This window comes from Leisingera sp. SA32 (genome assembly GCF_056033425.1).
This window is the reverse complement of record NZ_JBVYHB010000001.1, coordinates 343463-356126: the sequence shown is the minus strand read 5'-3', so window position 1 is coordinate 356126 and position 12664 is coordinate 343463. Positions and strand designations below refer to the sequence as shown.

Annotated in this window: 14 protein-coding genes; 5 read left to right on the top strand and 9 right to left on the bottom strand. The window is 64.3% G+C overall.

Annotated features, from left to right (window positions below; genetic code table 11):
- Nucleotides 1–169 precede the first annotated feature (169 nt).
- The 6 genes from dxs to AC0IPL_RS01725 all read right to left on the bottom strand — a co-directional run bounded on the left by dxs (nucleotide 170) and on the right by AC0IPL_RS01725 (nucleotide 5549).
- Nucleotides 170–2098, bottom strand: coding sequence for a 1-deoxy-D-xylulose-5-phosphate synthase (dxs, locus tag AC0IPL_RS01750; protein ID WP_474271595.1), 1929 nt, complete (start codon nucleotides 2096–2098; stop codon nucleotides 170–172).
- Between the two features lie 47 nt (nucleotides 2099–2145).
- Entirely contained in the window at nucleotides 2146–3030 is an 885-nt protein-coding gene (locus AC0IPL_RS01745; RefSeq protein WP_474271593.1) for a polyprenyl synthetase family protein, read from the bottom strand.
- A 3-nt stretch (nucleotides 3031–3033) separates the two neighbouring features.
- Complete coding sequence (locus tag AC0IPL_RS01740; protein WP_474271591.1) at nucleotides 3034–3276, bottom strand: exodeoxyribonuclease VII small subunit; 243 nt, start codon at nucleotides 3274–3276, stop codon at nucleotides 3034–3036.
- Nucleotides 3273–4199, bottom strand: a complete 927-nt coding sequence (locus tag AC0IPL_RS01735) for a histone deacetylase family protein (RefSeq protein ID WP_474271964.1) — start codon at nucleotides 4197–4199, stop codon at nucleotides 3273–3275. Before AC0IPL_RS01735 ends, AC0IPL_RS01740 begins: the two co-directional genes overlap by 4 nt.
- Before the next feature lie 139 nt (nucleotides 4200–4338).
- Complete coding sequence (locus tag AC0IPL_RS01730; RefSeq protein WP_474271589.1) at nucleotides 4339–5034, bottom strand: response regulator; 696 nt, start codon at nucleotides 5032–5034, stop codon at nucleotides 4339–4341.
- Nucleotides 5035–5045: 11 nt separating this feature from the next.
- Entirely contained in the window at nucleotides 5046–5549 is a 504-nt protein-coding gene (locus AC0IPL_RS01725; protein WP_474271586.1) for a MarR family winged helix-turn-helix transcriptional regulator, read from the bottom strand.
- Nucleotides 5550–5710: 161 nt separating this feature from the next.
- Here AC0IPL_RS01725 and AC0IPL_RS01720 point away from each other — a divergent pair, with 161 nt between their 5' ends.
- From AC0IPL_RS01720 to AC0IPL_RS01710, 3 genes are all read left to right on the top strand, one after another.
- A complete protein-coding gene (locus tag AC0IPL_RS01720) occupies nucleotides 5711–6577 on the top strand; it encodes a branched-chain amino acid aminotransferase (protein WP_474271583.1) in 867 nt (288 codons plus the stop codon).
- A gap of 159 nt (nucleotides 6578–6736) precedes the next feature.
- Nucleotides 6737–7168, top strand: a complete 432-nt coding sequence (locus tag AC0IPL_RS01715) for an MgtC/SapB family protein (protein WP_474271581.1) — start codon at nucleotides 6737–6739, stop codon at nucleotides 7166–7168.
- Between the two features lie 118 nt (nucleotides 7169–7286).
- Nucleotides 7287–8843, top strand: coding sequence for an alkaline phosphatase D family protein (locus tag AC0IPL_RS01710; RefSeq protein WP_474271579.1), 1557 nt, complete (start codon nucleotides 7287–7289; stop codon nucleotides 8841–8843).
- On the opposite strand, the gene AC0IPL_RS01705 is transcribed toward AC0IPL_RS01710, so the two are convergent.
- Nucleotides 8812–9684, bottom strand: a complete 873-nt coding sequence (locus AC0IPL_RS01705) for a LysR substrate-binding domain-containing protein (RefSeq protein WP_474271575.1) — start codon at nucleotides 9682–9684, stop codon at nucleotides 8812–8814. The genes AC0IPL_RS01710 and AC0IPL_RS01705 overlap by 32 nt on opposite strands.
- 103 nt (nucleotides 9685–9787) lie before the next feature.
- On the opposite strand from AC0IPL_RS01705, the gene AC0IPL_RS01700 reads away from it, so the two are divergent.
- Nucleotides 9788–10486: an SDR family oxidoreductase gene (locus AC0IPL_RS01700; protein WP_474271574.1), complete on the top strand. Its 699-nt coding sequence runs from the start codon at nucleotides 9788–9790 to the stop codon at nucleotides 10484–10486.
- A gap of 32 nt (nucleotides 10487–10518) precedes the next feature.
- Here AC0IPL_RS01700 and AC0IPL_RS01695 read toward each other — a convergent pair whose 3' ends face one another.
- Nucleotides 10519–11454, bottom strand: coding sequence for a DMT family transporter (locus AC0IPL_RS01695; protein WP_474271571.1), 936 nt, complete (start codon nucleotides 11452–11454; stop codon nucleotides 10519–10521).
- A 77-nt stretch (nucleotides 11455–11531) separates the two neighbouring features.
- A complete protein-coding gene (locus AC0IPL_RS01690; RefSeq protein ID WP_474271569.1) occupies nucleotides 11532–12167 on the bottom strand; it encodes a cation efflux transmembrane domain-containing protein in 636 nt (211 codons plus the stop codon).
- 72 nt (nucleotides 12168–12239) lie between these two features.
- Between AC0IPL_RS01690 and AC0IPL_RS01685 the strand changes: the two genes are divergently transcribed.
- On the top strand, nucleotides 12240–12656 hold the full coding sequence (locus AC0IPL_RS01685) for a MerR family transcriptional regulator (protein WP_474271567.1): 417 nt from the start codon (nucleotides 12240–12242) through the stop codon (nucleotides 12654–12656).
- Nucleotides 12657–12664: the final 8 nt, after the last annotated feature.

The window sequence follows — 12664 nt, the reverse complement described above, 5'->3', positions numbered from 1 at the left end:
GGGCCTCCTTGGGACGAAACGGCGCAAATATCGGCCCATCGTCCGGGGATTGCCACTGAGAACGGCGACTGAAATCATTCCAAATCGGAATGCTTCACGCGTCAGATTAGCCGAATTCGCACAGATCTGGATGCGCGCAGCGCGGGCGCGTGGTGGCGCACGTGCCGGATCAGGCGCGTTTTTCGCCCAAGGTGGCGATGCCCAGCACGTCCAGCACCTTGGCTTCGATCTGGGGTGCGTTCATGGCGGCCACCTCATACATGTCTGCCGGGCTGGCCTGGTCGATGAACGCATCCGGCAGCACCATGGAGCGGTACTTGAGGCCGCTGTCGAACACGCCTTCCTCGGCCAGAAGCTGTGCCACATGCGAGCCGAAACCGCCCACGGCGCCCTCTTCAATGGTGATCAGCGCCTCATGGTCGGCCGCCAGCTGCAGGATCAGATCGCGGTCCAGCGGCTTGGCAAAGCGGGCATCGGCAATGGTCGGCGTGATACCTTTGGCGGCCAGCGCCTCGGCGGCCTTGCGGACCTCGCCCAAGCGGGTGCCAAAGGACAGCAGTGCAACCCGTTTGCCCTGCTGCACCATCCGCCCCTTGCCGATCTCCAGCACCTGCGGCTCCTCCGGCATTTCGACGCCTTCACCCTCGCCGCGCGGGTAGCGGAACGCAATCGGGCCGTCATCATGCGCGGCAGCAGTGGCGACCATATGCACCAGCTCGGCCTCATCGGCGGCGGCCATCACCACCATGCCTGGCAGGTTCGCCATATAGCCAATGTCGAAGCTGCCCGCATGTGTCGCGCCGTCAGCGCCGACCAGCCCGGCACGGTCAATGGCAAAACGCACCGGCAGGCGCTGGATCGCCACATCATGCACCACTTGGTCATAGCCGCGCTGCAAAAATGTCGAATACATCGCGCAGAAGGGTTTCATCCCGCCCGCTGCCATCGCGGCTGAGAACGTCACGCCGTGCTGCTCGGCAATGCCCACGTCAAAGGTGCGCGACGGGTAGCGTTCCGCCATCAGGTTCAGGCCCGTGCCATCCGGCATCGCGGCGGTGACGGCGCAGATCTTGTCGTCCTGTGACGCCAGCTTCACCAGCGTATTGCCAAAAACCGATGTGTAGGACGGCGCGTTGGAGGGCGCCTTTTTCTGCTCGCCGGTCACCATGTCGAACTTGGCGGTGGCATGGCCCTTGTCGCGGGCGCGTTCGGCGGGGCCGTACCCCTTTCCCTTCTTGGTCAGAACGTGGATCAGGATCGGCCCCGTGGCGCGTGCCTTGACCGTGCGCAGCACCGGCAGCAGCTGGTCCATGTCGTGGCCGTCGATGGGGCCAAGGTAGGAAAAGCCAAGCGCCTCGAACAATGTGCCGCCGACGGCCATGCCCTTCAGCATGTCCTTGGCGCGCTTGGCGCCCTCGCGGAAGGGTTCGGGCAGCAGCGACACCGCGCCCTTGGCCGCCGCTTTCAGCTCCTGGAATGGCTCACCCGCGTATAGCCGCGACAGGTAGGAGGACAGCGCCCCGACCGGCGGCGCGATCGACATCTCATTGTCGTTGAGGATCACGATCAGCCGCTTGCCCAGCGCGCCGGCGTTGTTCATCGCCTCAAACGCCATGCCGGCCGACATTGAACCATCGCCGATCACCGCAATGGCGTCGCCGTTGCCCTCGGGGATCACACCGCCCAGATCGCGGGCCACCGCAAACCCCAAAGCGGCGCTGATCGAGGTGGAGCTGTGCGCCGCACCAAACGGATCGAAGGGCGACTCGGAGCGTTTGGTGAACCCGCTCAGCCCATCCTTCATCCGCAGAGTGCGGATGCGGTCGCGGCGACCGGTCAGGATCTTGTGCGGGTAGCACTGGTGCGACACGTCCCAGATCACCTTGTCGCGCGGCGTGTCGAACACCGCGTGCAGCGCCGTGGTCAACTCCACCACCCCCAGCCCCGCGCCTAGGTGGCCACCGGTGACGGAGACGGCGGAAATGGTTTCCTGCCGCAGCTCCTGCGCCACCTGTGTCAGCTGGGCGTCAGACAGCCCCTTCAGATCGGCCGGGCGGCTGATCTGGTCAAGAAGCGGGGTTTGGGGCCGGTCGGACATGGTGTCTCCTTGGGCTGCACGGGGCTGTGGGGCCCGGCGCGCTGGGGTTAGCTGTCGCGCGAGATAACGAAGCGCGCGGCTTCCTTCAAGGTTTCCGCCTCGGCGCCATAGGTGTCCAGAGCGGCGCAGGCCTCCCCGCACAGCGCCGCGGCACGCGATTTGGCGGCATCCAGGCCCAAGAGCGACACGAATGTAGCCTTGCCGGCCTCGGCATCCTTGCGGACCGCCTTGCCGACCTTGGCGGCGTCGCCCTCTACATCGAGAATGTCATCGGCGATCTGAAAGGCAAGGCCCAGCGCCGCCGCATATTGGCGCAAAGGCGCCGGATCATCGCCCGCCAGCACGGCGCCGGCCGTGGCCGACCATTCGATCAGGCAGCCGGTCTTGCGGCTTTGCAGCAAGGTGATCTGCTCTAGAGTCAGCGGTGCGTCGGCGGTTTCGGCGGCGATGTCCAGCATCTGCCCCGACACCATGCCGTCCTTGCCCGAAGATTGCGCCAGCGCCCGGATCAGCGGCAGCGCCTGCGGCCCCAACGCCGGGTCTGCCAGCAGTTCAAAGGCGAAGCATTGCAGGCTGTCCCCCGCCAACACCGCCATGGCCTCGTCCCACTTGCGATGAACCGTGGGCTGGCCGCGGCGCAGGTCGTCATCGTCCATGCAGGGCAGATCGTCATGCACCAGCGAGTAGGCGTGAATGCACTCGATCGCCAGCGCCGCGTCCAGCGCAGCGGTCTGCGACACGCCATGCAGCCGCGCGCTTTCCAACACCAGGAAACCGCGGAGCATCTTGCCCCCGGTGATCGCATAGCGCATCGCCGCGTGCAGCGTGTCGCGACCTGCCAGCCGTGCCGCCATATGGGCCGTGATCCGCGCCTGTGTCTCTGCCAGCGCCTGCGCAAAGGGACGCGCGTCAATGTCTGCGGCGGCGGTCATGGTTCAGCCGGCATCCAGCGGTTGGGTGCCCTTGGGGGTGCCGTTGGCATCCAGTGTGATGGCAGCGACCTTTTCCTCGGCGCGCTTGAGCTCGTCCTCGCAGCGTTTTTTCAGCTCCGCGCCGCGCTCATACAGCGCGATCGAGGCATCCAGCGCCACGTCGCCGCGCTCCAACTGGTCCACCACGCCCTCCAGCTCACGCATTGCCTGTTCAAAGCTCATCTGGTCCACAGGGGTCTGTGTCATGCCGGTGCCCTTATCAATTCTTCCACATGTGCCCGCGCTGCCGCGGCAAGCGCGTTCAGATCATATCCGCCTTCCAAAGTCGAGACGATACGGCCGCCACACAGCTCTGCCGCCAGCTGGCACAGCTGGGCCGTCAGCCAGGCAAAATCGGCTGTGCTCCAGTTCAGATTGGCCAGGGGATCATCCTGATGGGCGTCAAAGCCCGCGGAGATAATAATCAGCTCCGGCTTGAAGGCCCGCAGCCGGGGAAACGCCTGGCCCTCGTAGGCTGCCTGCATCTCTGCCCGGCCCGAATCCGGCGGCAGCGGCAGGTTCAGGATCTGGCCATGGGCGCCGTCCTCATCCACGCGGCCACTGCCCGGCCACAACGGCATCTGCTGGCTGGTGATGACCAGCGCGCGCGACTCGTCCCACAGCAGTTCCTGGGTGCCATTGCCGTGGTGGACGTCAAAATCCACCACCGCCACGCGGTTCAGCCCGTGGTGATCCAGCGCGTGCTTTGCCGCCAGCGCCGCGTTGCCGAACAGGCAGAATCCCATGGCGGTATCGGTCTCGGCATGATGTCCCGGCGGGCGCACCGCGGCAAAAGCGTTCTGCACCTCGCCTCCCAACACCATGTCAACGCCCCGCACCACAGCCCCGGCAGCCCGAAAGGCAGCGTCCAACGAGCCGGGCGACAGGAAGGTGTCCCCGTCGATCTGCGCCCAGCCCTCTGCCGGGGAGGCCCGGCGCAGATCCGCCAGATAGGCGGCCGGATGGATTCGCAGGATGTCATCCTCGGCCGCCATCGGGGCCGTGACACGCTTCAGCTCCAAGGGCTCCAGCGCGTGCAGCACATGCTCCAGCCGGGCAACCTGTTCGGGGTGCCCCTCTGGGGTGACATGATTCAGGCAGTCGGCATGGGTGATCAGGGCGGTGGTCATGTCAGCGGTCATGGGCTGCTCCTCCTGCGGCCGGGTCTGGCGCAAACCTAGGAGGCCGCGGGCGGCGGCTGCAAGCGGTTTCCTGGGCCGCCGCCCCGGCCCCCGCTATAATTGAGGCAAGTGGGAAAGCGCGGGCGCGTCAGTCCGGCGCGAGCATGTAGCCCGCACCGCGCACTGTTTGCAGATATTGCGGCTGTTTCGGGTTCGGCTCGATCTTGCGGCGCAGGCGGGTGATCTGCACATCCACCGCGCGTTCCTGCGCCTGGCCGCGGTCGCGGCCCAGATCCTCCACCAGTTTGGTCCGGCTGACAGGTTCACCGGGCTGGGCCGAGAAGATTTTCATCAGCTGGCTTTCGGTGCCGGTCAGGCGGATCAGCTCCTCGCCCTGCCACATCTCGCCGCGTTCGATGTCGTAGCGGATGGCGCCAAGGTGCAGCACCTTGGGGGCGCTGTCCTGCGCCGTGGTGTCGGGGACGCGCCGCAGGATCGCATTGACCCGCAGCAGCAGCTCCTTGGGTTCAAAAGGTTTGGGGAGGTAGTCGTCCGCACCTGCCTCCAACCCGGCTATGCGGTCCTCGGTCTCGCCCTTGGCGGTCAGCAGCAGCACCGGTGTGGTCATGCTTTCACGCAGCGCGCGGGTCAGCGAGACGCCGTCTTCGCCCGGCATCATCACATCCATGATGATCAGGTCAAACTCCAGCCCTTCCAGGATCCGCCGCGCATGGGCTCCATCGCGCGCCGCCGTCACCAGAAAGCCTGCGCGCATCAGGAATTTCTTAAGCAGGCCGCGGATGCGTTCGTCATCATCGACGATCAGCAGATGGGCATCGGTCATGGCTTTGCCTTTCAGTCGCGCAGCTTGGCATAGGCGCGACGCATATCCGCATCCATCATCGCCTCGAGCACCTTCTTGAAGCCCTGCACTGCTTCCGGTCCGGCCTCCTTGTAGGCGGCGCGCATGCGGGCGCGTTGCGCGTCCGACAGGGTGGTCTCCAGTGCCGCCCCCTCCTCCGTTAGGTACAGGTGCCGCTCGCGTTTGTCCAACTCGCCCACTTTGCTGACCACCAGCCCGTCACCGATCAGCGTGCGCAGCACCCGGTTCAGCGATTGCTTGGTGACGCCCAAGATGCTGAGCAGATTGTTCACCGTGGTGCCCGGCGAGCGGCTGATGAAATGGATCGCCCGGTGATGCGCCCGGCCATAGGCCAATTCGGCCAGGATCCGATCCGGGTCCGCGGTGAAGCCGCGATAGGCAAAAAACATTGCCTCGATGCCCTGGCGCAGCTGCTCATCGGTCAGAAACAACAGACTGGATCCGCCGTGGCCCTGCCCTGATCGCCCTTCCGGCATAAGAAGTCCCTCGTTTTTCCTGCCGGTCAGTTTATGTCAGCCTTGTTGACATTCCAAGGGTGAAGATGTATCGAATCCCAGCTTTGGCGCAAGATTATGACCGTATCGGCCTTAAGTTGCGCAATTATCGGAAAACAACGCAACGCGCAGGAGGGTGCGGCATGGCTGGCTATGACGACCGTGATGGTCTGATCTGGATGGATGGGGAACTTGTCGATTGGCGGGACGCCAAGGTGCATATTCTGTCCCACGCAATGCATTATGCTTCCTCGGTGTTCGAGGGCGAGCGGGCCTACAACGGCAAGATCTTCAAGAGCCGCGAACACTCCGAACGGCTGATCGCCAGTGCCGAGGCGCTGGACATCCCGATGCCCTATACCGTGGACGAGATTGAGGCCGCCAAGGAAGAAACCCTGAAAGCGTCTGGTCTGCAGGACGCCTATGTGCGGGCACTGGTCTGGCGCGGCTCCGGCGAGGACATGGGCGTCGCCTCGGCCAAGAACCCGGTGCACATGGCAATCGCCGTCTGGGGCTGGGGCGCCTATTACGGTGACGCCAAGATGAAGGGCGCCAAGCTGGACATTGCGGACTGGAAACGCCCGAGCCCGGAAACCATTCCGGTGCATGCCAAGGCGGCGGGTCTTTACATGATCTGCACCATCTCCAAGCACAAGGCCGAGGCCAAAGGCTGCTCGGACGCCTTGTTCATGGATTACCGCGGCTACGTGGCCGAGGCGACCGGCGCCAATGTGTTCTTTGTCAAGGATGGCGAGGTGCACACGCCGCTGCCCGACTGTTTCCTGAACGGCATCACCCGTCAGACCGTGGTTCAGATGCTGAAAGACAAGGGCATCACCGTACACGAACGCCACATTATGCCAGAGGAGCTGGAAGGCTTCGAGCAGTGCTGGCTGACCGGCACCGCCGCCGAGGTAACACCGGTGGGCGAAATCGGCCCCTATAAGTTCGAGGTCGGCGCGCTGACCCGCGAGATTGCCGAAGACTACGAAAAACTGGTGCGCGCCTGATCCGCGTTGCCTTGGACTGCTGGAACCCCCCGCCATCGTGCGGGGGTTTTTCGTTGCCCAGACGCCTGAATGCTGCGACCCTGCGGTCGCGGCAGACAGGTACGCAGGGAGACGACGGTGGACTTCGACACGTCATATGTCAGTTACTGGGAGCTGGTTATGAGGCTCGTGTGTGCCGCGCTTGCGGGGGCCATCATGGGTCTGGACCGCGAGCTGCGCGAGCGCCGGGTGGGGATGCGCACCTATATGATCGTGGCGCTCGGCTCAGCCGGCTTCACCCTCATCACCATGGAGTTGTCGCTGGAGGCGCTGCATCTGGAGATGGGATCGGACCCGACCCGCATCATGCAGGGGCTTGTGGGGGCGATCGGCTTTTTGGGTGCAGGGGCGATCATCCAAGGCAAGGAACGGATCGGCGGCATGGCCACCGCAGCCAGCCTGTGGGTGGCCGGGGCGGTCGGCATGGCCTCTGGCCTCGGCTATTATGTGCATGCACTGATGCTGGCCGTCATCGCCGCGAGCATTCTGGCGCTCAGCCACCTTATGGACAACCGCGGCAAGGCTGACCGGCCCGATTTTGGCGGCGAATGACCATAGCGGCCCTGTCGTAAAACAGTTGCGATAATGTCACCTGCCTGACGGCCATCGGTTACAGTTCCCGCTGTATCCCGCGTTCACCGATCCACATTCTCCGAGACAGGTGAGCTTCATGACATCTATCCGTTTCCCGCGCCCCACCCGCCGTGCCTTCCTGGCCAGCGGCACCGCATTTGCCGCATCATTGGCTCTTCCGGCAATCTCCCGCGCCTCTGCGCGACCGCAGTTCAGCCATGGTGTTCAGTCCGGCGACGTCGACGCCACCTCCGGCATGATCTGGACCCGCACCGACCGCCCGGCCAAGGTGATGATGGAGGTCTCCACCACCGAGAGCTTTGCCAATGCCCGCCAGCTGGCACCGATGAGCGCCCTGCCCAACCACGATCTCGCGGTAAAGCGTCTGGTCGACGGGCTGCCCTCGGATCAGGACATCTTCTACCGCTTCGTGGCGGCTGACCTGAGCGACATCAACGCAGTCTCCGAACCCGTGGTGGGCCAGTTCCGCACCGCGCCGTCGGCGCGCCGCGACGTGCGCTTTGCCTGGTCGGGTGACACCGCCGGGCAGGGCTGGGGCATCGACGAGGACGGCATGGCCACCTACGCCACCATGGCCCAGCACCGCCCCGATTTCTTTATCCATTCCGGCGACACCATCTATGCCGATGGGCCGATGCAGGATGAGGTGGAAAAAGACGGTCAGCTGATCTGGAAGAACACCACCCTGACCGATGACAAGCGCAAGGTGGCCGAAACCCTGGACGAGTTCCGCGGCCAGTGGAAATACAACATGCTGGACAAGCACGTGCGCGCGATGAACGCGGTCTGCCCGACCTTCATGCAATGGGACGACCACGAAGTGGTGAACAACTGGTCCTCCTCGCGCAGCCTGATGGAGGACGACCGCTACTCGGAAAAGTCCATCCACGTTCTGCAGGCCCGCGCATCGCAAGCGTTCCACGAGATGACGCCGCTGCGCATTACCCCGTCGGAACCGGGCCGGGTTTATCGTAAAATATCCTATGGGCCGATGCTGGACGTGTTCTTCCTCGATTTGCGCAGCTATCGCGGGCCGAACACCGAAAACCTGCAGGCCGAGCTGACAGATAAGAGCCGCATCCTGGGCGCCGAGCAGATGGCCTGGCTGAAACGTGAGCTGGCCAATTCTTCGGCGACCTGGAAGGTGATCGCCTCTGACATGCCCATCGGCCTCGTGGTTGGCGGCGGTCAGGAGGCAATCGGCAACGGTGACAACGGCAGCGCCAAGGGGCGTGAGCTGGAAATCGGCGAGCTGCTGCGCTTCATCAAGACCGCCAAGATCCAGAACACCGTCTGGTTCACCGCCGATGTGCATTACACCGCCGCGCATTATTACAGCCCCGACAAAGCCGCCTTTCAGGAGTTCGAGCCGTTCTGGGAGTTTGTCTCCGGGCCGCTTCATGCCGGCACCTTTGGTCCCAATGACCTCGACATGACCTTTGGCCCCGAGGTGAAATACATCAAGGCCCCGGCAGAGGACCAAGGCCAGAACCTGCCGCCCTCGATGGGGCTGCAATTCTTTGGTCTGGTCGACATCGATGGGGCCACCCAGCAGATGACCGTTCGGTTGATGGACCGCGCCGATCAGGAGCTGTGGCGCGTTACGCTGGATCCGGTTGGGGCGTCGATCTGATCCCCGGCTGCGTCAGCAGCCAGTCAACAACCGCTTTGGTCCGGCGATCCGTGCCGGGCCAAAGCACATAGAACCCAAGATCCACCTGCGGCGGGGCCTGCCAAAGGATCCTCAAATCCTGCGCGCCCAGAAAGATCCTCGGTACCAGCGCAATTCCCTGGCCGTTGACCGCGGCATCCATCGCCAGCGCGGTCTGGTTGAATTGCAGCATCCGCCCAGTGGCGGCCAGCCCGGCCTGGCGCAGCAGTTGGTCCCAGTGGCGGTGCCCGTCTTGGATCAACGTTCTCTGCGCCAGCGCCCCAAGATCGGGCGAATCCCCTAGTGTCAGAGCCACATCTGCCGCCGCCACCGCAACCAGCTCCACCGGCGCCAGCAGGGCCGATTGCAGGCCCGCGTCCCGCGGTTTGCCGCCCTGCCGAATGGCGATGTCGATGCCATCCCGCTTGAAATCGGTGAGAGTCTCCTCAGCCACGATGCGCACCTCTATCCCAGGGTGAGCGGCCTCGAACGCAGGCAGCCGCGGCACCAGCCATTTGGCCGCAAAGGAAGGCGGCACCGACAGCGTCACTTGCCGCACCGCCGGGGCCAACGCCTCTGTTGCCTCTTGGATCAACGCCAGCGCCTGCCGCACCGGCGCATGGTAACTGCGGCCGCTGTCGGTCAACGCCAGTCCGCGGGCATGACGGTGAAACAGCTTCTGCCCCAGCTCGGCCTCCAGCCGCCGCACCTGCTGGGCCACGGCCCCTTGGGTCAGATGCAATTCGTCCGCCGCGCGGCCGAAATTCAGATGGCGCGCGGCGGCGTCAAACATCCGCAAGGCATTCAGATTGGGCAGGCGCATCAGGTTTCAGCCAGTAGTTTTTCTACAGCCTTGCGCGATGAGACATGATTGGTCAAGCGCCTCGGCAGCCGTCATTCTGCCCGCAGCGAAAAGGAGTACGACCATGACCAAGACAGCCCTCTTCACCGCCGCCGGCAGCGGCATGGGCGCAGACGCTGCCCGCCACCTGCGAGAGCAAGGGTATGAAATCGCAATCCTATCGTCCTCCGGCAAGGGAGAGGCACTGGCGCAGGAACTAGGTGGCATCGGCCATACAGGCTCTAACTTGAAGCAAACGGACCTACAGGCGCTGGTCGACAAGGCGATGGAACGCTGGGGGCGGATCGACGTTCTGGTCAACTCAGCCGGTCACGGCCCCAAGGGCAACATCCTGGAGATCAGCGACGACGACTGGCACCTGGGGATGGACGTCTACCTGATGAACGTGATCCGCCCGACCCGGCTGGTGGCCCCGGTGATGGCCGCACAGGGGGGCGGTTCGATTATCAACATCTCGACCTTTGCGGCGTTCGAGCCTGATCCGCTGTTTCCGACCTCTGGCGTGTTCCGGGCCGGTCTGGCTGGCTTCACAAAGCTGTTTGCCGACAAATATGCCGCGCAGGGCGTGCGGATGAACAATGTGCTGCCCGGCTTCATTGACAGCCTGCCCGAGACCGAGGACCGCAAGGCGCGGATCCCAATGGGCCGCTATGGCACCGCCCGCGAAGTTTCTGCGCTGATTGCGCATCTGGCGTCGGACGCGGCGGCCTATACCACCGGACAGAACATCCGCATCGATGGCGGGCTGACCCGCGCGGTCTAGGCCATGCGGCGGAAACCCCTTGTTAGAGCCTGTTATCCGCCCTTGGGGTCGATCATCGGCTTGGCCTTGCCGCGTTGGAGGCCCAGCCGGTGTTCGCGCCAGATCACCAGCGCATTCCCCGCCACCACCAACGTGGCCCCCGCCAGCATCACCAGCGTCGGCCATTCATTGAACCAGACATAGCCGATGATGATGGCAAAGATCATTGAGGCGTAGTCATACGGCGCCAGCATCGAGGCCGGGGCAAACCGGTAGGAGGAGGTAACCAGGATCTGCGCCACCCCGCCCACCAGTCCGGCCGCAACCAGCAGTGCCAGCACGCGGGGCGAGGGCATCACCCAGCCGAAGGGCGCCGTCAGCAGCGCCAGAACCGACGCCGTGAGCGAGAAGTAGAACACAATCGCCGCCGTGTGTTCGAACTGTACCATGCGGCGGATGTGGATTTGCACGAAACCACGCGCCACCGTGGCTGCGACAACCAGCAGCACGCCCAGCATGGCGCCGTCCTCCAGGTCGCCACCCAGCCGTGGCCAGATCATGATGAGAACCCCCAGCAACCCGACCGCCACGGCGGTGATCCGCACCATGCGAATGGTCTCCCCCAGGAACAGCGCGGCCAGGATCAGGGTGAAAATCGGCGTGGCGTAGCCGATCGCGGTGACCTCCGGCAGCGGCAGCAGCGCCAGCCCCATGAAGGTCATCGCCATCGCCGAGGTGCCCACCAGCCCCCGCCAGACGTGATACATCGGCCGTTTCGTGACCAGCCCGTGCCGCAGCTGGCCACGGGCGGCCAGCCAGACCACGATCACCGGAATCGCAAAGAAGGAGCGAAAGAACACCGCCTCGCCCGCAGGCACCTCCACCGAGGTCGCCTTGATGATGCCGGACAGGCCCGTAAACAGCGCAATCGCGGTCACCTTCAACAGGATTGCCAGCACAGGTCGATGCGATGTTAACGATTTAGCCATGACGCGACCCTGCGCCGAAGTGCTGCAAAGATCAATGGCCGGGCTGCGCCTTTTTCAGGCAGGCGCAGCCCAAGGTGTCAGGGCTGATGTGCAGCCCGCGGCGCCTCGGTGCGCCATTCCTTCAGCGCCTGCACCAGAATCTGGAAGGCAGAGCTGAGGAACAGACCGCCCATGATGCCTGCCACGATCAGGTCGGGCCAGCCGCTGGCGGTGCCCCACACCCCCAGCGCCGCGATCATCACCGCCACGTTGCCGATGGCGTCGTTGCGCGAACACAGCCAAACGGACCGCACATTGGCATCCCCGTCCTTGTACCGCGCCAGCAGCATGACCGAGATCAGGTTGGCGGCCAGCGCCATGAAACCGATCCCGCCCATCACATGCGCCTGCGGCACGCCGATGTAAAACACCTGATAGATGGTGGATCCGAACACCCACAGCCCCATCAGCAGCAGGCTGACGCCCTTGCCCAGTGCCGCCAGCGCACGCGTGCGCAACGAGGCGCCGATCACCGCAAGCGAGATACCATAGGTCAGCGCATCACCCAGAAAGTCCAGCGCATCCGCCTTCAGCGCCTGGCTGCCGGACAGCTGGCCTGCGCCCATCTCCACCGCGAACATGCCCGCGTTGATGGCGATCACCAGCCAAAGCCTGCGCTTGTAGTCCGCGGAAACCCCGTCGAATTTTGCCTCATGATTGCAGCAGCTTGCCATTTCTCTTGTCCTCAGTTCTGATTCGAGGTCAACCTAGTTGCTCTAGTCACTATAGCTTCAAGAGGGGTTGTGATGTTTTCCATCGGCCAGCTGTCCGAGGCCACCGGCGTCAAGGTGCCCACCATCCGCTATTACGAGGAAATTGGCCTGCTGCCACAGCCGGGCCGCAATGCGGGCAACCAGCGGCGCTACGGGCAGGAGGGGATGGAGGCACTGGGTTTCATCAAACACGCCCGCGACCTCGGCTTTTCACTGGAGGACATCAGGGCGCTGATGGGGCTGGACGGCCAGCTGGGGGATGACTGCGCCGCAGCCGACCGCATTGCCCGCAGCCAGCTGGCCAATATCCGCGATCGCATTCGCAAACTGGAACAGCTGGCCTCGGAGCTGGAGCGGATCAGCCATCTGTGCGACGGCGGCAACGGCGGCTGCTGCAAGGTGCTGACGGCGCTCGGCGATCACAGCCAATGCGTAACAGAGCACCGCTAGCCACCCCG